Here is a 23,784-nt window from a genome sequence, read left to right on the forward strand (position 1 = left end):
CACAAGTCATGAATCGTACATTTGTTTGGGCCTCGGCCGCCCTGTTGGTTTTGGCCTCGTATTGCGGCGCGGCCCACGCGCAAGTCGCCTATTATGCGGCGCCTGCGGTTGTCGCCGCTCCGCCGGTCGTCGGTTATGTTCCAGAGCGCCGTGGACTGTTTGGATGGCGAACCTCGTATCGCCCGATTTACGGCGCTTATGCGGCGCCGGTCGTCGCGGCTCCGATCACGACCAACTATTACGCTCCGGCCTATGCGCCCCCGATCACCACCAATTACTATTCGCCGGCGCCAAGCGTCGTGACGACGAATTATTATTCGCCGGCCCCGACCACGACCTATTACGGCGGAACGACATTGGCCGCACCAACCACGACGTATTACGGCGGCGCCGCGGCGGCTGCGCCGACGACCACCTACTACGGCGGAACGGAAGTGGTGAGTCCGACCACGACCTATTACGCTCCGACAACGTCGTTCTACGGTACTGTCCCCGCGACGACGCCGACGACCACCTACTACGCTCCGATGCAATCGATCATCGTTCCGTAGTCCACCGCGGTCTTTAGCCGCGACAAACGCGAATTCCAACGCGACGAATTTCCCTCGTCGCGTTTTTTTATGCGCAGCGTCGAAAGAACAGGCCAGGAAATATTTGAGCAATGCAGGCGACATTCGTTATAATCAGCGCGCCCCCCACGTCTGCATGTTCATCGACGCACTTTGCGAGAATTCGCCTACGAGGGAAAACTATGACGACTGCGATGTCTACGGACTCCGCCACGTTCGAATCGCTTGCACGGATTGGCGAAACGGCCGGCGCTATTTGGTCAACGCTGCACGCCGACGGTCCGATGTCTTTATCGCGACTTGTCAAACAGGTCGGCCTGCCGCGCGACCATGTGATGCAGGCAATCGGATGGCTCGCCCGCGAAGATAAGCTGGCGTTTGAAGAAAGCGGACGCAACAAGTTGGTCTGTCTGCGCGAAGCGACGGAATAACGCTGCGGATTCTGCTCGGCTGCCCAAGTCGACGCTACGGACGCAGAAACCAATAGCGCTGATCGTTATCCATTGTCTGGACGGTGAGCCCAAATCGTTGTGCGGCGGGCCGATCGTCGCGGATGACTTGGATCAGGTCCTGGAGCAGATCCCGGCTATCGCCGTAGTAGCCATGTCCGAGCCAGTCGGTATCGATCAGTGAGCAATCGATCGTCTCAACGCCAGGCATGACGACCGGTTCGGGAAACACATCTCCCAGCCGACTGTTATTGTGCAACTGGCCCGAAACCAACAGCGCCCTGTCATTGGCGGACGCGTATAACGTGATCGGCAGGTCGAGCTCTTGAACCGTTTTCGCTAGTTCGCTGCGGAATTGGCGGCGGTCAATATCGGGCGCGGCCAGCACCAAGGAGTCTAGCGAATCAAGCGCCGGCGAGCGTTCGGCATGCAATTGCCGGATGCTTTCATGAATGATGCGCGTGCCCATGCTGTGCCCGATGAGATGAATCCGCACGTTGGGGAAGGATTGGCTGATCGTTTTCAGCATCTCCTGAAATGGGGCTTTCGACAGTTCGGCGTTGTCTTCATCGGCCAGGTATTTGCTTAGGTCGCCGTGGGAGGGCCAAGAGAAAAAGAAAGCCTCTCCTTGGATATTCAAGTCGACCTTCAACTGCGCCGTTCGTTTGGCGGCTGCAGAAAAGGGAACATTGTAGCCGTGGACGAAGACTAAGAACTCTTCCGGTTCTCCTCGGGATTTTACTTGGTCGAGGATCGATTCCGACGAAGTCGGCTCGACAGCGGTGATGATAAAGTGCTTCTCGGGGTTCGCCGCTTCCTGAAATCCGAGAAAGCCGCCTGGCTCGTTGATCTCGCCGGGTAGGCGATCGACAGGAACGGTGATTTCGCACTTGCCCCACGCAATGTCGCCGCTTTCATTCAGCACATTCCCATAGTAAGACTCGGGTGCGGCGGGCGCACTTTTCGCATTGCGATCGACCAGAGTGAACAGCCCGGCGGCAAGCACGAGAATCGACGCAGCGGCGACAGCGACCGACGTCAGCAGTCTCCACCCTTTCTTGATTGTGAAAAAAGTCAGGGTCGCAGCCAAAACTCCGACGATCGCAAGTACCGCCACGACGTCGGCCTGAAAGATCCATTGGACAAGCCGGCTGGAGAGCGAGCTCGCTTGTTCGCCAGGCAGTCGATTAGTCGCATACCAGAGCTTGACGGGGACATAGCCGCTGGAAGTTAGTCTGGCGGCGAAGCCATATTGCACCAGCGGAATCGTATGCACCGACTCCGCTTCGGTCGTCAGCATGAGTTCGTTGTTGCCGCTAACGTTCGCAAATCGCAGTTCCGACATCGGCGGAACCTGAAACGTATGCACAGGCCGCCAGTCCTGACTGCTATAGATGGTCGCGACGCCGGGGCGCGTGATGGTCAAAAGATCGCCGCTTTCCAAAAACTTCAGATACCAGACTTCGTCGAGCATCCCCAACGTGAAGTCGAGCGGTTCTTGCTGGACGAGATCCCAGATCTGCACGCCGCCGAATTGACTAGCGGCGGCGACCAGGCCGCGAGTTTTCGAAACGTCAAAGTCCACCGCTTCCCCAATCGGCAGCGACGCGAGACTCTCGCCGGTATCAACATCGACCAATTGCAACGACTCGCTCGCCTGAAAACCAGCGAGCGAGAGATCGTCGTACAGCTTGAGATTGGTCCCGAAGTCCGGAAAGGTTTTGACCGGGGCGGCAGTCTTGGACGCGACGTCAATCAGCGCGTAGTTGCCATCAGAGTCTGCGACCAGCGCTCGACCTTTTTCGGCGGCGAACAGCTTTCCTTGCATCGGCGCTGCGAGGAGGAATTCGGAGTCGATCGCACCATCGCGCAAAAGTCGCAGTTGCCCTTCGAGATCCAAGATCAGCGTCGCCGAGAGATCACGCAGCGGGACCAGGTCGGCGATCGGTTGAGCGAGCGCGGCGAGACTCTCAGGCTGTCCGTTCTCGACATTCGGGTTAAATCGAATCACTTTACCCTGATCCGAAACGACCAGCGTCGCGCCGACGCCGGCATCGATCGTTCGAATGATCGGAGAATCAAGCGGGAGCTTGATATGCGATTGCCCTTGAGCGACGGCTAGACCCGCTGGCGCCGAGAAACAGACAAACGCCAAGAAAATATGGCCTCGTCCCCAGAATTGCCGCTGCACAGTATTGCTCCCGTTAGGACTCCCTTTCGTATCGCATAAACTGCGATTCTTCCCTATTTGGAGGGGAAGTGAAAGCTGGATCTCTCACGAAGCGCAAAAAGAGGCGAATTGTTACTTCGCCATCGTGTGGCCCGTCCGGTCTACAGCAGCTTGGACGGGCCACAGGGGAATGTATGCCCCGAGTCAATTTTAGAATGTCAATGCAGATTTCGTTGAACGCGAGAAAGCCGCTTCCATCGATTGAACGAGGAATTTGTTACCAATGGGATGGACGACGCCAGTTGTTCAGTCCGCGCCCCGTCCATTTCTTTTTGGCGTGATTGCCGACGACAATTGCGGTCGAAGTTCCCACGACCCAACCAGCATATGGGCCAGCAAGATACCCGGCCGCCACTCCGGTTCCCTGACCAGCTAGTGCGCCAACGCCGTGTGCTAACGCATTCTGCTGGAATTTGCCAAGACTCCGAAATTTGGGTGCTGAACCAAGGCTCTTCACGGTGGACAAATCGATTACGCTGATCTCAGAAAGATCGACAGAACAAGCGACGGAAGCGTTTGGCAGCGAGACTTCGAGGCGATCCTCGAAATCATCGAAGGCGGCGTCAATATTTTTTCGCAACGCGTGGTGCTGCGACTTGAGTCGGTCGACTTCGACCGAAATTTGCCCTGGATTTTTAACAAGCCCCGCAGCTTGTTCCAGCTTGTGAACGCCAACGGCGCTCGCGCCGTCGGGAAGCGGTAGGAGGACAGTACTTTCACCATCAGGTTTGAACCGATAGACGGAGGGCATGTGTAAGAAGAACCAGGCTGCCATCGGTCCCTTGACGATGCCTTCGGCACCGACATCCCCGCGTGATAGCGCGGTTGGAGTCTGCTCGATCAAAATCGCGTCCGATTTGGCATCGAATCGTCCTCGACGCCCATAGCCTTCGTCGTGTCGTTGATATACTTCGTCAAGTGAATCCTCAGGTTCTCCACCCTGATTTCCGAAACCCCCGTAGGCGCCATAGTATCGGAAGAATGGCCGATCACCATCGGCAAACAAAAACGACGTTTCCAGAAGCAGAATCGAGATGACAATCAATTTTAAAATATGTTTCATCGTCAATCACCCTTCTTAAAAATTAGTAATCAGGATCGCAACTCGCTTGGCTCTGCCAATCGTTAAGGGACCGCGTTTCCAATCGAATCGAGTATTGGATCACTTAGAAAGATCGAAAAAAAATAGGCTGCTCGATCGCAATTTTCCCGAGATTAAATCGCTGTATTGCGTCTTGCAGTTCGCCGACTTCACGAGTCGAAGGATAGTTGAACACCGGCGATGCAAATAGCAATTTCGGCAATTTCGGCTGGATGCGATTTCGCCAGTCGTTTGCGTTTTTCAATTCGCTCTGTTGATCGTTGATTTGGGCCTTGCATTTGGTCAATTCGGCCATTGTGTCAGCGATCGCCAACTTCAAACCACGCGCCGATTCGTTGGCGTACTCGGAAAGCTCCAAATGGAATGCCTGAGTGGTATCGGTAGTGAGTCGGCTTTCTTCGGCGACCAGCTTAGCGTGATATTTCGCCAGTTTCGCGACGAATTCATTCTCCAGTAGCGTGTCAAACTTGTCGCGATATTCGGCAGACTGACTAGCAACTTGTTGTCTTGCTTCTTGCCAGGTCGGCGACGGTGACTCTTCTTGACGTTGGAACTTTGCGTTCAGCTGAGCCCGTCTGGTTTTCACTTTGGATTCCAGGTAGCTGAAGGATTCTCGCTTCTCGTGTTCGGAATGTTGCGAATCGTGAATCAACTGGGATTGGGTCTGAAAAATCTGTTCCAATTCCGCCAATGCCTTCTTCCAATTTTCACGATTCAAGCCTCGGAAATGCGTATTGAGTTGGGAAATCGCTTCGTCTTCCTGGACCAAAAAGTCCGCGATTTGACGCTCTCGTTCTGCAGTGAATTGCGTTCGCAGGTTGCGTTCATATTCTTCGGCCGCCTTGTTGACGCTTCGTTCGATTTCATGGATCGCGGATTGTAAGTCTTTGTCAAATTGATTTACATTTCGCCAGAAGTCGAACAATGGACTTTCGGACGAAACATCTGATTGGCGAGCGCCGTCGAGTACAGACATGACTTCAGCGAGAAGTTCTTTTTCCTGCGTCTCCAACGCGACGATCGCATCGTCAATTTCGCGTTCATACTTCTGCAATGCAGCTTGAGCCTCCTTGGCTTCTCGACGACGTTGATGTTCCAATGCAAGTACCAGCGTGCCGGAAGGATCAATCGCGAGAGCGATGATCGTGGGGTCGACGCTCGACAAAGGAATACTCGGGTCAAGGCGACTCAGATCCCAATTTTCGGGATTGAGTTCACTCGCATCGATTTTTAAACTTCCCTCGTCAATCGCGTTCAGCAATTCCTGAGGGGCAATGTCTTTCCACGAACCGTTAATTGGCGAGATCGATTGACCCGGAGTTTGAAATGGAACCGATTTGCCAACTGGGGGAATCTGGTCCGCGATCAAAGCGGACAATTCGGCCTGCATTTTCTTCGAATGCTTGAACTGAAAATCGCTGATGTCAACGTTCGGTCCGCTATCGATGATGGATTCGGAGAGATGGTGGCCATTCGGTAGAACCTCTTCAAGCTTGAGGTTTGGCTTGGGATCTAGCTTGAGGTTTAGCTTGAGGTTTAGCTTGGGATCTAGCTTGAGGTTTAGCTTGGGATCTAGCTTGAGGTTTAGCTTGGGATCTAGCTTGAGGTTTGGCTTGGGATCTAGCTTGAGGTTTGGCTTGGGGTCTAGCTTGAGGTTTGGCTTGGGGTCTAGCTTGGGGTTTGGCTTGGGATCTAGCTTGAGGTTTGGCTTGGGATCTAGCTTGAGGTTTGGCTTGGGATCTAGCTTGAGGTTTGGCTTGAGGTTTGGCTTGAAGCCGCCGCCACCCCATCGCGCCAGCAATGGTTGCGGAAGAATCAGCGCCGTGATCATGAGACAACAAAGCATCAGCACTAAGCTTTTCGGGCATTTCATCGTTCAACACCGTTTGAAGTAACAGGGCTTTTTACTTTGAAAATCAACCATTCCTGTTTTGCCGCTTTGGCAGCACTCTCATCCTAGAGGTGACCGGGGAGTAGAAAAGTTGCGTGAAATGGCTCAAATGCCGTGTGAAAAGTGCTCGAATCGGAGTTTTTAACCGGTTAAGATACTCCAAGTCTTTATTTTGCCAGCCTTTGGGAGGATTTCATGGGAGCCGAGAAGGGGCCTCTAATTAACGGAGAAGCCATCACGAAAGCGCGATTTGAGCACGGATTTCGCACGCGAAATGCCTTTATTGCTCATTTACAAACCGAGGGAATTGAGCTTTCGCGTGATGTCGTTGGCCGTTACGAGACATCCTTGGATGGTCGCCGTCATCGTGGATCTTTTGAGAAGCTAGCAATATATGAGAGGATATTTGGCCAACCGGTCGAAGACTTTGTCGTGGGGGAAAACGGAGTTGGAATTGAAGCATCACAATTAAAAATTCGTGATTGCTCTGGCCACTGGGAAACGAGTGGTGAAGATATCGTTGTTCCTGGGCATTTCGATTACCCAAATGGCGTGAAAAAACATACTGCAAAAATTGAGCTTCGCCTTGAAGGAAATCGCGTTGTTGGGGAGGGATACGACCATGACTTTGACAAAGTTGCCATCGAAGGTCGTGTCCAAGAGGGTGGCAATCATCTGGCCGGCACCTACGAGATTCAGAACGATCGCATGCGAATCTACGGCTCGGTTCATTTGGAGTATTTAGCCTGCGGCAAGAGAATGCGGGGCTTTTACTTGGGTAGAGAGACCGGACATGGCGTTTCGTTCATCCTCGGTCGGCTGGAACTTTCTTTAATGGACTACCAGGCAAAGGGATCTAAATAGCACTCACTCGGCCTCGGCATGCTCGTACGAGCGAGGGGAAACAAACGCATCCGCCTCTCACGGAACAAGGTAATTCTTTGATGGCAGCCCGGCGCGAACCGGCGAATTGTTACTTCGCCGCGTCCACATACAACGGCAGATGCCGGTGATGGACTTCTAGCGAGAGCAAATTCATGGTCGTCACGTAGATGCGCCCGGCGTACTCGCCCCAGCGATCTGGGATGGGGCCTTCTGGTTCCCAACTGCCGGCCAGCGGGCCGTCGACCAATTGCGACTCGACGAGCATCGGCTCGAGACGGTTGTTCCAGGCTTGCCAGTATTCGCCCTTCATATGGAACATGACCTGGGTCGCGTAATACCAATAATAGGTGTCGCGTTGCGGTTGTTGGCGATTGCCGATTTCCGGCAGATTGGCCAACAAGTGCTCGGCGCCTTGCTGCATGACTTCGGTTTCGCGATTCGAGCCCATATAGAGTCGCATCAGCAGACCGACTGCGGTCATTGTCTTGGACGGGTAAAGGCCGTGACGTTGCTCGGCGTTGTTGATCGCGTCGGGATTGTAAACAAACAATGCTCCGCCTTCGGGCTGATAGGCGGCTCGAGCGAGCCAGCGATTGATCCCGTTGTAGGTTTGCGGCGAAGTGTCGAGCCCCGCGAGTTGACCACTTTTCAGGGCCATGGTCATCCAGCCGCTAACTGAGGTATCGCCGCCGACTCCGGGGATATACCGCCAGGCGCCGACCGACGTATCCTGCGACTCGGTAATAAAGTTGATCGCCTTTTGCGCCGGCTCACGCAGGTTGGCGTCTTGCGTCATGCCGTACGCTTCGCAGAGCGCAATCGATGCGATGCCATGGCTATAGAGCCAAGCGTTGGAGTTGGAGTAGTTGTCCATTCGCACGAAGAGATCGCCGTTTTCCTGTTGATTTTCGATCAGGAAGGTGAGCCCCTTTCGGACTTCGTTTTGGTACTTGTCATCCAAGTGATGGTAGCCGGCGCCCATAAATGCGAGCAGCGCCAATCCCGTGGCGGCCGTGTCCGAATCCATCCGTGAACGTTCATTGCGATAAGCGGCGGCATGATCGGGTTGCGTCAGCGGGAAGTTCTTCAGGCTCCAACTGCCGTTGGGCATTTGATGGCGCGCGAGAAACGCGAGACCCCGTTCAATCGCTTCCCGCACTTCCGGGGAAGGTCCATCGGCGCCTTCGCCGGCTTCCTCTTCACGCATCATGCGGCGTCGGAACGCTTCGGTCGGCATCGCAATCGCCGAGGAGATTTGCGGCAGTCCCGAACGCGAAGCCCGCAACGGGAACTGGGTCATATTGATCGAAAGTTGGGGAGCGTCGTTGCTTTGACGACGTGCGACCGTGCCGACTGCCGGCGCCATCCGATCTCCCAGCCCGCCGGCGCCTTCGGCCGCGTTGACTTTGACGATCGAAGACATTCCTGCGCCGCGTCGCTCGATGCTGGGGCCGGCTGATCCTGGAGCGAGCGATCCGCCGGATGGTCCGCCGCCGCTGGGCGCGGCGCGAATGTCGCCCCCCATCCCTGGAGCATCGCCGGCGATCATTACGGCGCCGGGACCAGTGCCAGAGCCGCCGCTGCGGCCAAAGGTTGCGCCGCCGATACTGGCCGCGGCTGCGAGCGATTGTCCCGAGCCAGAATCGCCGCCGCCGGCCCGCGATCCAATCGCACCGCTGGCCAATCCGGTGGTTCCCATGGTTCCAGAGACTCCTACGGCAGAGCCTGACGCCGATCCGCCGGGTACGCCAGAGGAGTCGCGGCGGCCGATTTCGGTCATGCTGCCGCTCGAACCGGAAGCGAGTTGCGGTCCATCGGCGTTGCCGCTGCTGCGTCCATTACTTCGCATTCCTGCTCCGCCGACGGCGCCATCGAGCGAAGCGGAAGCTCCCGGCGAGAGTCCGCCGCCGGAGCGCCCTGCTTGTCCGCCGGCCTGACCTCCGCCGGAGAGAGCCGATTCCAACGAGGGGGAGCCATCGCTCGTGGCGCGGCGTAATGTTCCGTTCGATGCGAGTCGTACGACTCCCAGTTCCACGCCGCCCAGCATTTCGCCGGCGGCGCCATCGTCGCCGGCTCCGGCGCCTGCGGCGCTGCGGCCGATGTTGGTCGCGGCGCTCGCCAATTGACTTGGATTGCGCGAGCCGGCTTCGGCGGCGTAGTCCAATGGTTCGGCGAATAGTGACGCGGTTGGATTTGCACGGGCTCCGCTGGCTTTCGCGATCTGAGCGGAAGAAGCCGGAGCGATCTGGCTCGCCGAGGAGGCCGCGGCTTCGGCTCGCGACATCGCGCTGCTTGGCAAAGCGGAAGCGGCGCTGTTGGCCGATGCGACCTGCGACTGCTGCGGACTCGAAGCGGCCGCCGCCGCACTACTGCGAGCGCTGGAAGTTGGTTGCGCCGCCGGAGCGACCGGTTGGTCCGACATCCGTTGGACCGCGAGCGCTTGTGCCGACGCCGAAAGGGTCGGTTCGGCCGACTGTCGCTCGAGCGGCGCACTGGACGCGGCGAGCTGCGGCTGCTGTTGAGAAGTGTCGCGGCGATTCATTTGGGCGGCGGTGGACGCGGCCGCTTCGATCTGGCTCTCTTGGCGAGATTGCGTCGCGGAGTTCTGCTGACGCGACATCTCGGCGACGGCGGCCGAGGTTTGCGGTTGCTGCGGATCGGACGAACGCTCGACTTCGATCTGTTCCGGCTGCTGTTTCGGTGTTTCCATTTCGGCCGAATTGCGGCTCAGCTTCGACGGCATCTGCTGCAACGTCTCGGCGGGCGCTTGCTCTTGGCGAGCGACTTTGGTCGGCGTATTGGGGGTGGCTTCGCGCTCCATTTCGGGATCGACCGTCGGCTGGTTTTCGCGGCTCGGCTGTTTGGGATCGATCTGACGCCGCTCGACTTCTTTTTGATCGGGCTGCGCCTCGTCCGCTTCGACCGGCTTCTCATAGTCTTGCTGCGTCTCGTTGGTCGAGTCCCATTGCGACGGATGGTAGTCAGGCAAAATCACCGGATCGCGCCGCGCCTGGCGACGCGTGGCGGCGACGTCCTCGCCTTGCGGAACGCTGACCAGGTCAAGCGCCACCATCCCGACAAACAAGCTCAAGTGCATGATCAAGCTAAGAATGATCGAAAGCTGAATGCCGCGGCGAATCGCTTGCTGTTCAGAAAACTTGACCAGCAAAAAACCGAGCACTAGTAATACCGGCGCGAGCGCCATGTAGAACTTGGCGTTGAAATACCACTGCGGGTGATCCCAATCGAACAACGCTTGGCTGACGGCGGCGTAGTAGCCGGCCAGCAGCGCAAGCGAAACGTAGACCGGCCAGCTGCGCTCTTCCCACGCGCTTGGCTTGCCGCTCTCTGGTTTTCGAGGTCGATTCGTTTCGGGCATGAAGTTAGTCAATGCGCTCAGGCGCGGACGTGGTTAACGAGTAGTTCGTTAAGTGAACCTTATTGCACGCGTTCATCACGCTGACCGGGAACTCCAGCCGGCATCGTCGGTCGGCGCGAATAATCACCGCTGCATCGGGATTGTTGGCGGAGGTCTGCTGCAATATCTTCTCGACTTGCTCCAACGAGACGAAGTCGCCCTGCACGTGATACTTGCCGTCGGCGTCAATATTGATGATCAACTCACGCGGCTGAGCGATCAGCGGCTGCGCTTCGCTAGCGGCCGGCAAGGCCACTTCCAGCTTGTAGTCTTCTTCGTCAAACCGCGTCATCACCATGAAGAAGACGAGCAGCAAGAACACAACGTCGATCAACGGAGTAATGTTCAACGCCAATAAGGCGGAGCTTTTTTTGACTTTTACCGCCATGGGCGAGCGACTACTGCGTTTAGGTGGGGGCGCAAAGGTTGGATTGGTCCGCGCAAAGGGATTGCTTTCGATTGTCGCAACCAACCGCGGAATGAGCAAGGTTTTGTGAAGAGCGATAGGCGAAAGTTATGTGCTTTCGCAAAAATATCGTCCCTTAGCGCTTATCCTGCGTACTTTGGTGCGCTGCGCGAATGAACTCCCCACGCGTTGTCGCTGCGGAGAGCTTCTTACCGGTAATCCCATGTTGTGCCGCTAACTCTTGCCAGGCTTGACGCAATGGGCCATCGAGCGGCTGATCCAACTCGACCGCGTGCAGCGGGAACGCCGCAAAGTACTGACCTCGCAAATGCGGTCCCCGCTTGCCGTACTGGTCGGAATCGACCTGGTGCAGACCATGCAATCCTCCCAGCGAGCCCCACCACTGCACGGCGGCGAAGTCGGCATGATTGCGCGGGACGTCGCTCACATAGAGGGTCGCGCCGCCGACGGCATGCAATCGCGCGCGAATCGCCGCCGGATCAATCGGTTGTACGGGTGAGTTTTCTTCTATCGCGATACAGGCGGCCACACCGGCGGCTTCTCCTAACGAAGCCCAGATCGGCTCTAACCGGAGGGCGCAGAATCCGACGTGCGAAGCCGACATGGCGCAGGGAACCAGCAGATTGGGATGTTGCTTGGGGAGGATGACGCCGTACGGAATCTGGTAGGGAGCAGCCAACTGATAGAACTCGCCGGTATGTTTGCCGCCGATCGTCGGGCCTTCGTGATCGGTTCCATGGCAGTTGGGGCCGTAGTCGCCCATCGCGATCGCGTCTGGCGCAAAGTGACTGCGAACATCGTTATCGTCGCCCTGACTGACGTCGGCTTGGGTGAAGATCGACTTCCCCTTCATCCGCCGCGCTTCCCGCACATACAGCTGAACCGGCAGGTGATTGTTGTCGACAAACTCGTCGCGACAGAAGCCAAACTCACGCGCTCCGGCTTGAATATCGGCCGGCACTTCGTCGTCGTTCTGCAGGAAGTAGAGGATGCCGACGTTGTGCCGGACATGCGCGGCGAAGATCTCGGCGCGGGTAGCGGCGTCGCCGGTCGGCCAGGCGTTGTTGATCTGCGGCAGCGAAAGTCGAACAACGCCGCGCGACATGTCATTGATGTCAAACTTTCCATTGGGAAGGTTCGGGTCTTGGACTTTGTAAATTGCCGCGGTCGTGTGTCCGTCGGTCATGCGAAAAGCGGCCGACTTCAGTTTCTTGGTTTCCAGTAATTTCAGGAGCGGTAGAAAGTCGTTCCGGTCGTAACCCTCCGGCTTGGCGGCCAGGACCCGATTGTCCGGCTGATCGGTCATCGTCAGACGAAAGTTGTAGCCCTGTACGCAGTCATCGCTTTGGGCGGGAGCGAGCGATTCGCCATACTCGGCGGCCGCTTCACGCCCGACCGAGAACGGTACGCCGGCGGCGGCCATCAGGTCTCCTTCGTACGTTCCGTCGACGAAGACTTTTCCAGCGAACGTTTGTTCGTCGCCCTGACGATCGACCAGCGTTACCGACGCGATCCGATGATCGGCGCCGACGTCGACCCGATCAAGTTGACGCTCCGTCAGCAGCGTGATGTTGGGAAGCTCGGCGAGCATCTGCTGAAAGACCAGCAGGTTGACCCGCGGTTCGGCATGCGTGCCGCCCAACGAGGTTTTCGCTTGGGGTGAGTCGGCGCCATATTCTTTGGCGTAGTAAGCCAAAACGCGATCGGCGAATTCTTTGTAGAAGCCGGTCAACGCTTCAAAACTGCGAAAGTCGGGATGAGACAGGCCGTTGGTCATCAGGCCGCCCAGCCGTGAGGTCGGTTCGACCAGTAGCACCGATTCGCCGGTTCGCCCAGCGCTGACGGCGGCTGCGATGCCGCAGGGAGTGGCGCCAATGACAACCACATTATATTGCTGCTTTTGGGGGCGATCCGCCAACGAAACGCAAGGGAGAAAACCAGCGATGAGAAGTGACAGGATTGCGGCCGGAACGAATCGGGACATCGGCATAGGCTCTTGTTGAGAAGGCGTAGGTGGGGGATTGCGCGGGAGGAAGTTGATTGGTGACCAGGTAGCAGCCAAACGGTTTGATTGCTTGGCTGCTCATGTTTTTCGCTAGCTGTTGCTCGTTTCCTAGTCGCTGTGGTCGCTCGGTAGCCAAGCAACGCATCAACGTTAATTTGCGCCAATCGATTTGGCGGTTAGTTCCGAGACCTGTTTGCGAAAGACTTCAGAATAGCAGAAACAGGCAAATTGTTCATTGGACTGCCGTTAAATGGGATTCAATGGAATCGCCACGGACATAGCCGACAAACTAAATCTTATTGATATGAAACCTTGGTCATTTTTTGCGATCCCTATTCAATTTCGACCCGTAACCGACTTAACAGGGACTTGGTAGAACGGATTGTGGCACGACTCTTGCTCTAAGAGCGGCGAACTCTCAGGAACGGAGAAGTTTCCTTATGTCGTCTCCTCTCTTACATTTTGACGCACGCGTTATCCGCCCTAGCAGGCGAAGCGGCTGCCAATGGTTTTTGGCCTTGCTGGCGATTGTTTTTTGCCAGACGCAAACGCTTGCTGATCAACGTCTATTTGGCGTCGCCGCCGGCGAAGCGGCTGCGGTATCGCCCCGTTTTCAAGAGCTTTGGAAAGCGGTGGAGAAACGCAAGTTTGGCGAAAACGCTTATCCCATCGTCAACTATGGGCCCTTAGCCGAACTTGGTTATGACGAATATCGCAAGATTGTATATGATCCCGCGAAAAAGCAATGGGCCGATAGCGGCTCGTCCTGGCGGCTCGATTACTTTCACCCCGGCTATATCTTTCGGGAATGCATTCGTTTGAACGAATTTCAATCGAAGGCAGGTAACGCTAAGCCGATTGAAATCGATACGAGCCTCTTTGAGTATCATCAGGGAGTTATCGACCCCAATCATCTTCAAGGGGATCCGATCTGCTACGCCGGCTTTCGGTTGTGGAATCACCTGGAAGCAGGGAAGCCGATTTCGGAAGTCGTCGCGTTTTTAGGCGCTAGTTACTTTCGCGCCGTCGCCGCCGATACCGTTTATGGAGCTTCGGCGCGCGGGCTGGCGATCGACTGCGGCGCCGCCAAGGGAGAAGAGTTCCCCGTCTTCCGTGAGTTTTGGCTCGAGAAACCGACCAACGATCAATCAGCGACCTTCTACGCTTGGCTCGACAGTAAAAGCGCTACCGGCTTGTATCAGTTCACCGTGATCCCCGGCGAGTGGACGCGAATCGAAGTTCGCGCACGTTTGCTGGCCCGCAACGATATCGAAAAGTTGGGCGTCGCGCCGATCACGAGCATGTGGACCTGGGGAGACGGACAATCGCCCCCCGAGGGACAAGAGTTTCGTCCCGAGGTCCATGACTCGGATGGCTTGTTGGCCGAGTCGGTCACCGGCGAATGGCTGTTTCGTCCGGTACGCAATCCTGACGCAACCCGACTCTCGGCGTTCTACTTGCCTGGTGTGAAGGGCTTCGGACTGTTGCAGCGCGATCGCGACGTAAAAAATTACAAAGATCAAGAAGCGAACTATCATCGACGGCCCACCGTTTGGATACGTCCAAAGGGGGCGTTTCCGGCAGGACGAATCGAATTGTTAGAAATCGAATCGCCGGGCGAATGGATCGATAATCTTGCTACTTTTTGGACGCCTGACGAGCCGATACGATGCGGCGACGTCATTGAGTTGGCGTACTCCATCGATTTTGGCCCCGGCGACCCGGCGGAACATGTCGGCGGCAAAGTGGTCGAGTCGCGAATCGAACGCCAAGCGGACGGCGGCACGCAATTTGTGTTGACGTTCACCGGGGTGAAGCCGGAGGCCGATCCCGAATTGATGATTGAGACGGAGCTTCCCGTGGAAAGTCGCACGGATGTGGTCCGGCAAGGAGACCGCCTGATCGCGACATTTACAACGGCCAGCAAAACCGGTGTGAGTCGAGAGATTCGCGCTTGCCTCAAGGATGGATCCGATTACTTAAGTGAAACATGGAGTTACCAATGTCAACCGTGATTGAGCCTCAGTCGCTGGCTGACGCGCAAGTTGTGCTCGCACGACGAGCGTTGCTCCGGTATGTCGTCGCCAATGGGGTGGACGATCCAGAGCAAGCAGTTCAGACGACGCATGAGTTAGTCGAAGCGGCGCTGCATCAGATTTCCGACGACGTCGTCGGACGTGATCGAACTCGTTCGATTATTTACTTTGGCGTCCAAGCCTATTTGAAACGCCCGGAATCTCGATTTCACGATCTCGAACGGCTGTTCGCCGTGCCGAACGAAGCAACTGCGCCGATGCGATTGCAAGATCTGCACGAACCGCCGATCGTTGTTCGACCCGAGTTTTACGTCGCCGCGTGGCGAAGAACGCAAGACGTCTTTCGACAATTCGCTTATTCAATGCGGATGTTCTAAAGCACGCCATGGGCCGCGCGCGTAAAACATTCAATTGGGGCAGAGAGACGCAGGTAGCTGTGGAACCTTCCAAATCAAAAAACATGATTCTCCGAGCGGTGAAATCGGTTGCTCAAAATCATCCCAAAGCGTCGATCATGTCGATCGCATTGGCGGTTTGCGGACTGATGAGCTGGCTGTTTCTCGATATCGCCGCCGCCGACGGCGGTCTAGGGCCGATCGACGCGGTGACCGGTACGTTCTTCGTGCTGCTGACAGGTTGGCTGGGATATGGAATCGGCATGTCGATCGTCGGTCATTTGTTACCTCCGCCCGAGCCGCTTTCGACCGAGCCGCTGTCGCCGGAAGAACTTGCTCAATTGCCGTCGACGGCAATTCTGGTTCCCGTTTACAACGAATCGCCGCGACGCGTCGCCGCCGGCGTACGTGCGATGCGGGAAGAACTGGCCAAAATCGGCGGGGGAGAGACGTTTGAGTTTTTTCTGCTGAGCGATACGACCAATCCCGACATCGCCGCCGAAGAAGAAGCGGTCTGGTTAGAAATGACCTCGGACTCGCTCAAACCGTCGGTCTTCTATCGCCGCCGACCAAAAAACATCGCCCGCAAGTCGGGCAACATCGCTGAATTTTGCGAACGCTGGGGCGGCCGTTATCGCTACCTGATCGTTCTCGACGCTGATAGCCTGATGTCGGGCGCAACATTGGTCGAAATGGTTCGACGGATGGAACAGGACGAACGCGTCGCGTTGATCCAAGTTCCGCCGCGTCCGATCAACGGCGCGTCGCTGTTGGCTCGTGCGCAGCAATTTGCCGCGGCGACTTACGGCAGCGGTTTCTTGCGCGGCTATCGACATTGGTGCGGTGACGCCGCCAACTACTGGGGGCATAACGCGATCATTCGCACGCGCGCTTTCGTCCAATGTTGCGGACTTCCCACATTGCCGGGCGAACGCCCCATGGGGGGCGAAATCCTCAGCCATGACTTTGTTGAAGCCGCCCTGCTCCGCCGTGCTGACTGGAAAGTCCGGATCGCGGATGACTTGGGGGGAAGTTACGAAGAGACGCCTGGTTCGGTGCTCGACTATCTGCAACGCGATCAACGCTGGTGCCAGGGGAATCTGCAGCACTTAAACTTTTTGGTCCGTTGCCAGTTGCCGCTGACGAATCGTTGGCATCTGCTCTGCGGCGCTTTTTCGTATTTAGCGAGCCCGCTCTGGCTGGCGTTTGTCGTCTTGCAGCTGACCTTACTGCTGAGCGTGTCGAGTTCTGGAGCGACCTCGCTGGGAATCAGCGCCGCTTCGGCTTCGCTGCTGCTGCTGGTCGGTACTTTAATCTTGTTGATGGCGCCCAAAGTATTGGCGGTGACCGACTTTATCCGCTCGACGCCGATCGAAAACCGTCGGCCCGCCCGCGCGATTTGGCTGGACGCCGCGCTGGAGACGGTCGCTTCAACCTTGTTCGCTCCGCTACTGATGTGGTTCCATTCGCAATTTGTGATCGCCACGCTGCGTGGTCGGCGGGTCGAATGGAACGCGCAGAATCGGGGAGACGTAAATCTCACCTGGGAAGACGCTTGGGCGGTCGGTTGGAAGTTGGTTGTCCTGGGATCGATCGCAGCCGTGTTGATTTGGCTGGTCAACCCAACGGCGCTGCTGTGGTTCTCGCCGCTGTTAGCAAGCTGGTTAGGAGCGGCGCCGCTGATTTTGGTGTTGAGTTCGCCGCAGTTGGGGCGCTGGCTGCAGAGCCATGGTCGGCTATTGATTGCCGAAGAGTCGAACCCCTGCCCTGTAATGCAGCGGCAACAGGCCTACTTTGATCTGCCGGTTCCGAGCGAAGACGCGACGTTAGAACGCTTGGTGCGTGACCCGCACGCGATGGCGGCGCATATCGCAATCGCACAACTCAGCGCAGATCCGCTCAGCAATCTGCCGGTCAGCGAACTAGCGCTGAGCGAAATGACGCTGGATCAAAGACGCGAGCTATTAGTGGACGCGGACAAACTGCATCAGGCGCATGCCGCCTATTGGTCGGAACGACTACTGCAAGATGTCGAAGCTCGAGCACGCTAAGGCGGCGACCTATTTGGTCGTCATGTCGCGAACTTGAGTTGGATTCATCGGATCCAACTCGAACGTCACCGGATAGGCGTAGTTGCCAGATTTCTTCCGGAACAACTTGCGATACGCTTTCACGAATGCGAAGCCCGCCATCTTCATGTTGTAGCCAACCCCTTCTGTCGCCGTTGACAGGTTTTGGTAGCCGCACTGATGACGGAAAAAGCGATTGGCGCGAAACAGCTTGATACGGCGGATCGCTTTAGGCGTTTTGTGCTCGGTCGTCAGCGAAACGTTCAATCCTTCAACATTGCTCACGCGATGCGGCGTGTTTTGCGGCCAGGTCACCATGTGCCCTGGTTCCAAATCGCAGACGAAGGCGCTCTCGTCGAATGTCGCGTCGTAGGCGAGCTCTTCATAGCTTTCGCCGCAAATGACGTCTTCGATCGTCGCTTGCGAAACGAAGCGTTCGTCGTAAGGAGGATAGACGTAGGCCCGCTTCTTGCCGCGCAAGTGCCACAGCATGTTGATCGGAATGTCGAGGTGATAGTAGACGATCGCGGTCGGCGACGAAACCAGCAAGTTGGCCGAACGCTCGAGCGCCTGGAAGCCGCTGACCTTGCTCTCTAGCTCGTCATAGATGCCGTTGATCAGGTCGGCGTATTCGCGGTGATGGGTCAGCATGTTACGAATGTTCAGCCACAGCCGCCCCTCTTTGGTCGCTTGCAGCAGTTGCTCGCCGTTGAGTTTGGACGCGTCTCCTTCTTTCCATTCGGTCTTCGTCGCGTCGGTTCCCATTGTATTGACGTTCAACGCGTCACGGGGATGCGTATCGAGAATGCGAACCAGATGCTCGTCATCAAACAGACCGGTCTCGACCAGACGATGCGTCGTGGTGATCGCTTCGGTCTCCATTTGATGCAGGTTCTTATTCCAATCAATCAAATTGCCGTACGACATGGCGATGGCCTTTTCAGCAATGAAGGGACGACGTCGCTATAGCGGACGTCTGCGCAGAAGTTCGAAAGATGAAAAAGCATAGGTCACGCACGCTCGCTTGCGGGAGGACGCAACACGCTTTCTGCTCACGGCGGTCCTTGGGCCGTTTCGCGGAGATCGGCCTGTTTAGTGGTATCTTGACTTCCTTTATTTCGGTATAGCGGCGAATAAATGCTGAAAAGCGGCAAAAAATAGGGTGGAACTTCGCTTTTTACTGTTTTCATCCCGCTCTAGAAGGGGTAAGAAGTAATGAATAGATCATTTCTTGGCTATGTCATGCATATTCCCATAGGGCCCCGAATCATGCAAAAACAGCGCGGCTTTACGCTGGTCGAATTATTGGTTGTTATCGCAATTATTGGAGTGTTGATCGCGCTGCTGCTTCCGGCGGTTCAGCAAGCGCGGGAAGCGGCTCGGCGGATGCAGTGCACCAACAATCTGAAGCAGTTGGGGCTGGCGCTGCACAACTACCACGACACCTATGGCTCGTTCGTCTATCGCAAAGGGGGAACCAATAGCCCGTCGGGAGAGACCGACTACGATCTTTCAAACTTCGGGCGTCGAAGCGGGTTTATCTCGTTGTTGCCTTTCTTGGAACAAAGCGCGCTCTGGGATCAAATTAAATCAGGCGGCACGAATTTGCCGAACACGGCGGACCACCGAAATCCGGAGGGCCCTTCTGGTTGGCAAGCGGGCTGGGCTGGCTGGAGAGATGCTCCCGATCTCTTGGTCTGTCCGTCGGACGCCGGCGTTCCGGATAATAGCGGCGCCTATAATAGTTACGGCTTTGTAATCGGCGATCGCATGGACGGTGCGACGAACGAAATGAATCCGCGCGGAATCTTTGGTCGCGTTCGGACGACGCGCTTCGCCGATATCGTCGACGGCTCGAGCAATACGTTGATGATGAGCGAACGTTTGTGCGAAGCTGGTATGCCCAGAGATTCAGCAGGGCATACGACGACGGCAAACGAAATCCAGTACAAGTTGGCGGTCGCCGTCGGCATCTCAGGTACCAAAGCCGCGCCCAACGTTTGTTACACCGCGATCAGCGGCAAGTACATCGTCGCTGGAACCAATATTCAAGGACGGTGGGGCACCGCCTATTGCGACGCTCAGCCGATGTACGTGGGCATCACGACAATCTTGCCGCCCAACGGTCCGGCGTGCACCGACGATTCGGGGACCAATGGAGATCGAGCGGATGTGCAGATCCCGCCGAATAGCGAGCATCCCGGCGGCGTGAACGGCTTGTTCGCCGACGGCTCGATCCACTTTATCGCCGAGACGATCGACACCGGCGATCTCAGCGTCGCCCAACCGGCGAGCGGACCAAGCAACTACGGCGTTTGGGGCGCTCTCGGATCGAAGGCAGGCGGCGAGCCGACTAGCAGTTTCTAGCCGCGCTCCCCTTCCCTGTTTGTCGCTTGCTGCGGCGTTGGTGGAGAGATCGCCTGCGCCGTAAGTTGGCGCTTTTTTGGACTATCGCACACCCCAACCTTGTTGACGCCTGCCCTATGAACGCCTCCTATCTTCGCGCTGCCGTGCAGCCCATGCTGCTTCTTGCTCTCGCTTGTATAACGACCAGCTTGGGTTGTAATTTTGGTTCCGGCGGACCTGAGACTGTGCCGGTCAGCGGCAAGGTCACCTATCGCGGGAAGCCGGTCGAGGGCGCGATCGTGCAATTTAAACCGGTTGGCGGAGAGCCTGCGCAGCCGGCGGTCGGCAAGTCCGGCGTCGACGGCGTCTTTCAGTTGACGACGCGAGAATTCGCCGGCGCCGTCGCAGGCAAGTACCAAATTACCGTGATGAAATACGAGTCGAAACAGCCGGCGGCGGCAGAAAAGTCGAGCGCCACGGGACCAAGCGGTGAAAACGTCGAAGAGAAATATACGCCTCCTGACGACAACGCTCGCCCAGCCCCAGGTCCGAAAAACATGCTGCCGGCCAAGTACGCCGACGCCAGCAAGTCGGGCCTGACGGCGGATGTGACGCCGCGCGGCCCGAATGAGTTTGACCTGGAACTCGTCGACTAGGTCGACAAAATTATTGGTCGCCACCGCGGTCGGCAGGCCAACGTTTGGGCAACTCGACGATCTGCAGATTTTTGAACGACAGGTCGGTCGTCGGGTCGTGCCCTTGCAGCATGATTGTGCCTGGCTCGATGCGAAGTCCGCGCCGCGGGTTTTCGTCCGGCTTACGTTGATCGGTCCAATCGGTCACTTGATAGCCGTTGACCCAGACGCTGATATGGGGCCCTTGGGCGATCAACGTTTTGGTGAACCACTTCTGGTCGTCGCTGACGACGCGACGCGCCTTCATGCGGCGAAAGATCGCTCCGGTGCCGTGATCGATCGGCAGCGTGCGATCTTCGGCTTCGTAGCCGTTGTGGATCTGGCTTTCGTAGCCCATCATCTTGTCGCCGGGAATGCAGCGAAAAAAGACGCCGCTGTTCAGATTCTTCGCATGCGTGATCGCGTCTAACCGCAGCACGAAATCGCCGTAAGATTTCTCGGTTTCCAACTGACCGGGACCATTTTTGGCGTGAATCGTACCTTCGTCGGTCACCGTAAATTCGCTTTCCATCGCGGGGTACGTTTTCCAGCCGGTCAAGTCTTTGCCGTTAAAGATCGACTGCATGCCGAGCGGTTTCAGCTTCACGTTGCGAAACTCAATCTCCCCTTGGTTGTGCTGCAATCCAATGAAGCCGAGGCCCACGTATTGCGGATCTTCGTACTTCAGCACTTCGGCGCCGTCCAGTTTCACGACGATTGTGCCTTGATCGGCGGTGACGTCAAACGAGTGCCATTGATCGGCGACGCACGGCGGAGTGACTTTCATGCGACCGACCAGGCTGCCGGTCGGATAAGAATTGCTTTCCGGCGCGATATTCAATTCATAGCAGCCATAGGTCGGGCTCTCCGGTTTGGGCGAAGTTCGCAAAAAGATGGCGCTGTTGGTCTCGGCCGGCGCGCGAAAATCGACGTGCAATTCATAGTTTGCGAACTGGGTCGTCGTGCGCAATTGTCCGACATCTCCCTTGGTCGCGCGAATGACTCCCTGGTCGACGGTCCAATCGATCTTTCCCTCCGATTTCCAACCAAAAGTTGTTTCGCCGTCAAACAGCAGCAGCCAACCGTCCGCAATTTCCGCCTCCGAAAGCGTATTGGGGGCTTGCTCGGCGTTAGCCGCAGTCAGGGGAGCGACGATCAGCGCTAACAGAAACGCCGGCAAAATTCGCGAGTATTGCATAGCTGCGACCTGGATGGGTTGGACGGGGGGAACGGCTGAATTGGACGTGTGAGGGGTTTTCTTAACTCTCGACGCTGGTTCAAATTACATCAAACTTTCCGCGCCGTCGAGTCGCTGCGAGCTAGACTCGTAGGTTCAGACCGCACATCATGATTTGTCCACTTCGATTTCGAGTGAAAGCCGTCTCTTGCCGCCTGTAACGCCAGATTACTATCCGCTGTATCTTGCCGGTGTGTTGGGGTTGGGCATTGCTGCGCAGTGGCTCGCCTGGCGCTTGCATTTGCCCTCCATCCTGCTGTTGTTGGCGTTTGGCTTTTTCGCCCAGCTAGCCGGCGATCCGGACGAGATCATCGGCAAAGAGTTGCTGTTCCCGATCGTTTCGCTTTCGGTCGCGGTGATCCTGTTCGAAGGCGGGATGAGTCTGAAACTGACCGAACTGCGCGAAGCCGGCGGGGTCGTGTTGCGTCTGGTGACCATCGGCGCCGCGGTTTGCTGGGGATTGGTCGGCCTGTGCGCCTATTTTGTAATGGGTTTTCCGATCGAAATGTCGGCGCTCATCGGCGCCATCATGGTCGTAACGGGACCGACGGTGATCGCGCCGCTGCTGAACTATATTCGCCCGACTCGCAAGATTGGCTCGATCGCCAAATGGGAAGGGATCGTGATCGATCCGATCGGCGCCGTGTTGGCGGTTCTCGTTTATGAAGCGGTCGTCGTAACCGGCGTGAACCATGTTTTCGCCGTCGCAGGACTGGCGATCGTCAAGACGTTGGTCGTTGGCCTGGTATTGGGCGCCGCGTCGGCGGTGACGCTGATCTTCCTGCTGCGCCGGTTTTGGATTCCTGACTTTTTGCACAACGCGTCGATCCTGGCCGCGATCCTGGTCGTCTTCGCCGTGTCGAATGCGGTGCAGCCCGAGTCCGGCTTGTTGACGGTGACCGTCCTGGGAATCGTGTTGGCCAATCAAAAACGAATCCCCGTGCGGCATATCTTTGAGTTCAAAGAGAACCTGCGGGTACTATTGATCTCTTGCTTGTTTATCGTGCTGGCGGCCCGAATATCGCCTGCCGAGATCGCCAAGGTGGGCTGGCAAGGTCTAATGTTCCTCGCGATTTTGATCGTGATCGTCCGGCCCGTATCGGTATTCCTCTCGACGATCGGCAGCGGTCTCAGCTGGCAGCAAAAGGTATTCCTCTGCTTTATGGCGCCGCGCGGGATTGTCGCCGCGGCGGTCTCCTCGGTTTTTGCGTTTGAAATCGTTGAAGAATTTGTGCATCGCGGCGCCGACGCCGCGACGATCGCCCAAGCCGAACTCTTAGCGCCGCTGACGCTGCTAGTGATTGTCGGCACGGTGACCTTCTATGGATTGACCGCGGCGCCGGTCGCGCGGCTGTTGGGGCTTGCCTCTCCCAACCCGCAAGGCTTGCTGATCGCCGGCGCCGATCGCTGGGTGCGTGAGTTGGGCAAAGTGATTCAAGACGCCGGGTTCCAAGTGCTGGTGGTCGACACCAACTATCGCAACATTTCGGCGGCGAAGATGGCGGGACTGCCGGCCCACTGCGCCAGTATTTTGTCCGACTACGTGACCGAAGAGATCAACATCGGCGGCATCGGCCGGCTATTGGCGATCACCGCGAATGATGAAGTGAACGCGCTGGCGTGCCAGGAATTTATCCACCTGTTTGGCCGCAAAGAAGTCTATCAGTTGGCGGCTTGGGATTCGGGATCAGGGCGTCGCGCATCGGTTTCGGAACATCTCCGCGGTCGCGTGCTCTTCTCGGAAGGGGTTGATTTTTACGTGTTGGCGCGGCGTTTTGCAGCCGGTGCGCAGATCAAAAAGACATCACTCACCGCTGAGTTCACCTATGCGGACTTCTTGAAAAGATACGGCGATTCGGCGCTCGTCTTGTTTGTCATCGACGAAGGAAAGAAGCTCGACGTCCGTACGGCCGAGTCGACGTCGACCCCGAAGCCGGGGCAATCGCTGATTTCGCTGGTCGATCCCGTCAAACCGGTCGCCGAAGAAGCGGACACGGACGAAGAAGACGAATCGCCGTCCGAGACCGAATCGCCCAGTTCCTCCTAGGCGA

17 protein-coding genes are annotated in these 23,784 nt (G+C 56.9%); 9 read left to right on the forward strand and 8 right to left on the reverse strand.

All coding sequences use genetic code 11. The annotated features are described in order from the left end of the window. Positions 1-8: 8 nt before the first annotated feature. Both DSM3645_RS10700 and DSM3645_RS10705 read left to right on the forward strand, forming a co-directional pair. Positions 9-551, forward strand: coding sequence for a hypothetical protein (locus tag DSM3645_RS10700; RefSeq protein WP_002652171.1), 543 nt, complete (start codon positions 9-11; stop codon positions 549-551). Positions 552-763: 212 nt separating this feature from the next. Then, entirely contained in the window at positions 764-1,000 is a 237-nt protein-coding gene (locus tag DSM3645_RS10705; protein WP_040352411.1) for a winged helix-turn-helix domain-containing protein, read from the forward strand. 34 nt (positions 1,001-1,034) lie between these two features. Here DSM3645_RS10705 and DSM3645_RS28090 read toward each other — a convergent pair whose 3' ends face one another. From DSM3645_RS28090 to DSM3645_RS10720, 3 genes are all read right to left on the reverse strand, one after another. Beyond that, positions 1,035-3,209: an alpha/beta hydrolase gene (locus tag DSM3645_RS28090; RefSeq protein WP_050769346.1), complete on the reverse strand. Its 2,175-nt coding sequence runs from the start codon at positions 3,207-3,209 to the stop codon at positions 1,035-1,037. 256 nt (positions 3,210-3,465) lie between these two features. After that, the gene (locus DSM3645_RS10715; RefSeq protein WP_040351768.1) at positions 3,466-4,311 is read right to left on the reverse strand and encodes a hypothetical protein; all 846 of its coding nucleotides are present in this window, start codon (positions 4,309-4,311) and stop codon (positions 3,466-3,468) included. A gap of 103 nt (positions 4,312-4,414) precedes the next feature. Then, positions 4,415-6,223, reverse strand: a complete 1,809-nt coding sequence (locus DSM3645_RS10720; RefSeq protein ID WP_002652174.1) for a hypothetical protein — start codon at positions 6,221-6,223, stop codon at positions 4,415-4,417. A 213-nt stretch (positions 6,224-6,436) separates the two neighbouring features. On the opposite strand from DSM3645_RS10720, the gene DSM3645_RS10725 reads away from it, so the two are divergent. Then, complete coding sequence (locus DSM3645_RS10725) at positions 6,437-7,105, forward strand: hypothetical protein (protein WP_002652175.1); 669 nt, start codon at positions 6,437-6,439, stop codon at positions 7,103-7,105. Between the two features lie 109 nt (positions 7,106-7,214). Here the strand turns inward: DSM3645_RS10725 and DSM3645_RS28095 are convergent, their stop codons facing one another. From DSM3645_RS28095 to DSM3645_RS10740, 3 genes are all read right to left on the reverse strand, one after another. Beyond that, entirely contained in the window at positions 7,215-10,505 is a 3,291-nt protein-coding gene (locus DSM3645_RS28095) for a hypothetical protein (protein WP_002652176.1), read from the reverse strand. Between the two features lie 4 nt (positions 10,506-10,509). Further along, a complete protein-coding gene (locus DSM3645_RS10735; protein ID WP_002652177.1) occupies positions 10,510-10,932 on the reverse strand; it encodes an ExbD/TolR family protein in 423 nt (140 codons plus the stop codon). A 154-nt stretch (positions 10,933-11,086) separates the two neighbouring features. Further along, on the reverse strand, positions 11,087-12,955 hold the full coding sequence (locus tag DSM3645_RS10740; RefSeq protein WP_116344477.1) for an FAD-dependent oxidoreductase: 1,869 nt from the start codon (positions 12,953-12,955) through the stop codon (positions 11,087-11,089). Positions 12,956-13,416: 461 nt separating this feature from the next. On the opposite strand from DSM3645_RS10740, the gene DSM3645_RS10745 reads away from it, so the two are divergent. From DSM3645_RS10745 to mdoH, 3 genes are all read left to right on the forward strand, one after another. Further along, on the forward strand, positions 13,417-14,991 hold the full coding sequence (locus tag DSM3645_RS10745; RefSeq protein ID WP_081444792.1) for a glucan biosynthesis protein: 1,575 nt from the start codon (positions 13,417-13,419) through the stop codon (positions 14,989-14,991). After that, the gene (locus DSM3645_RS10750; RefSeq protein ID WP_002652180.1) at positions 14,979-15,389 is read left to right on the forward strand and encodes a hypothetical protein; all 411 of its coding nucleotides are present in this window, start codon (positions 14,979-14,981) and stop codon (positions 15,387-15,389) included. Before DSM3645_RS10745 ends, DSM3645_RS10750 begins: the two co-directional genes overlap by 13 nt. Positions 15,390-15,472: 83 nt before the next feature. Beyond that, positions 15,473-17,458, forward strand: a complete 1,986-nt coding sequence (gene mdoH / locus DSM3645_RS10755; RefSeq protein WP_050769347.1) for a glucans biosynthesis glucosyltransferase MdoH — start codon at positions 15,473-15,475, stop codon at positions 17,456-17,458. Between the two features lie 9 nt (positions 17,459-17,467). Here the strand turns inward: mdoH and DSM3645_RS10760 are convergent, their stop codons facing one another. Further along, positions 17,468-18,403 (reverse strand): cupin-like domain-containing protein, encoded by a 936-nt coding sequence (locus DSM3645_RS10760; RefSeq protein WP_002652182.1) that lies wholly within the window; start codon positions 18,401-18,403, stop codon positions 17,468-17,470. A 342-nt stretch (positions 18,404-18,745) separates the two neighbouring features. On the opposite strand from DSM3645_RS10760, the gene DSM3645_RS10765 reads away from it, so the two are divergent. After that, complete coding sequence (locus tag DSM3645_RS10765; RefSeq protein ID WP_002652183.1) at positions 18,746-19,843, forward strand: DUF1559 domain-containing protein; 1,098 nt, start codon at positions 18,746-18,748, stop codon at positions 19,841-19,843. A 152-nt stretch (positions 19,844-19,995) separates the two neighbouring features. Next, the gene (locus DSM3645_RS10770; RefSeq protein WP_131282425.1) at positions 19,996-20,478 is read left to right on the forward strand and encodes a hypothetical protein; all 483 of its coding nucleotides are present in this window, start codon (positions 19,996-19,998) and stop codon (positions 20,476-20,478) included. A gap of 10 nt (positions 20,479-20,488) precedes the next feature. On the opposite strand, the gene DSM3645_RS10775 is transcribed toward DSM3645_RS10770, so the two are convergent. Beyond that, positions 20,489-21,694 carry a 3-keto-disaccharide hydrolase gene (locus tag DSM3645_RS10775; protein ID WP_002652185.1) on the reverse strand — a complete coding sequence of 402 codons (1,206 nt, stop codon included), beginning with the start codon at positions 21,692-21,694 and terminating at the stop codon, positions 20,489-20,491. Between the two features lie 154 nt (positions 21,695-21,848). Between DSM3645_RS10775 and DSM3645_RS10780 the strand changes: the two genes are divergently transcribed. Next, a complete protein-coding gene (locus DSM3645_RS10780; RefSeq protein WP_237564794.1) occupies positions 21,849-23,780 on the forward strand; it encodes a cation:proton antiporter in 1,932 nt (643 codons plus the stop codon). Positions 23,781-23,784 lie beyond the last annotated feature (4 nt).

Origin of the sequence: Blastopirellula marina DSM 3645, from assembly GCF_000153105.1 — a bacterium.
Taxonomy (GTDB): domain Bacteria; phylum Planctomycetota; class Planctomycetia; order Pirellulales; family Pirellulaceae; genus Blastopirellula; species Blastopirellula marina.

Bases quoted from the DNA above. Each gene is read 5' to 3' on its own strand.
- DSM3645_RS10745 (WP_081444792.1), top strand. From the start codon at position 13,417: ATGTCGTCTCCTCTCTTACATTTTGACGCACGCGTTATCCGCCCTAGC.
- DSM3645_RS28095 (WP_002652176.1), bottom strand. From the start codon at position 10,505: ATGCCCGAAACGAATCGACCTCGAAAACCAGAGAGCGGCAAGCCAAGC.
- DSM3645_RS10765 (WP_002652183.1), top strand. From the start codon at position 18,746: ATGCAAAAACAGCGCGGCTTTACGCTGGTCGAATTATTGGTTGTTATC.
- DSM3645_RS10740 (WP_116344477.1), bottom strand. From the start codon at position 12,955: ATGTCCCGATTCGTTCCGGCCGCAATCCTGTCACTTCTCATCGCTGGT.
- DSM3645_RS10735 (WP_002652177.1), bottom strand. From the start codon at position 10,932: ATGGCGGTAAAAGTCAAAAAAAGCTCCGCCTTATTGGCGTTGAACATT.
- DSM3645_RS10760 (WP_002652182.1), bottom strand. From the start codon at position 18,403: ATGTCGTACGGCAATTTGATTGATTGGAATAAGAACCTGCATCAAATG.
- DSM3645_RS10700 (WP_002652171.1), top strand. From the start codon at position 9: ATGAATCGTACATTTGTTTGGGCCTCGGCCGCCCTGTTGGTTTTGGCC.
- DSM3645_RS10770 (WP_131282425.1), top strand. From the start codon at position 19,996: ATGCTGCTTCTTGCTCTCGCTTGTATAACGACCAGCTTGGGTTGTAAT.
- mdoH (WP_050769347.1), top strand. From the start codon at position 15,473: ATGATTCTCCGAGCGGTGAAATCGGTTGCTCAAAATCATCCCAAAGCG.
- DSM3645_RS10705 (WP_040352411.1), top strand. From the start codon at position 764: ATGTCTACGGACTCCGCCACGTTCGAATCGCTTGCACGGATTGGCGAA.
- DSM3645_RS10725 (WP_002652175.1), top strand. From the start codon at position 6,437: ATGGGAGCCGAGAAGGGGCCTCTAATTAACGGAGAAGCCATCACGAAA.
- DSM3645_RS10775 (WP_002652185.1), bottom strand. From the start codon at position 21,694: ATGCAATACTCGCGAATTTTGCCGGCGTTTCTGTTAGCGCTGATCGTC.
- DSM3645_RS10715 (WP_040351768.1), bottom strand. From the start codon at position 4,311: ATGAAACATATTTTAAAATTGATTGTCATCTCGATTCTGCTTCTGGAA.
- DSM3645_RS10720 (WP_002652174.1), bottom strand. From the start codon at position 6,223: ATGAAATGCCCGAAAAGCTTAGTGCTGATGCTTTGTTGTCTCATGATC.
- DSM3645_RS10750 (WP_002652180.1), top strand. From the start codon at position 14,979: ATGTCAACCGTGATTGAGCCTCAGTCGCTGGCTGACGCGCAAGTTGTG.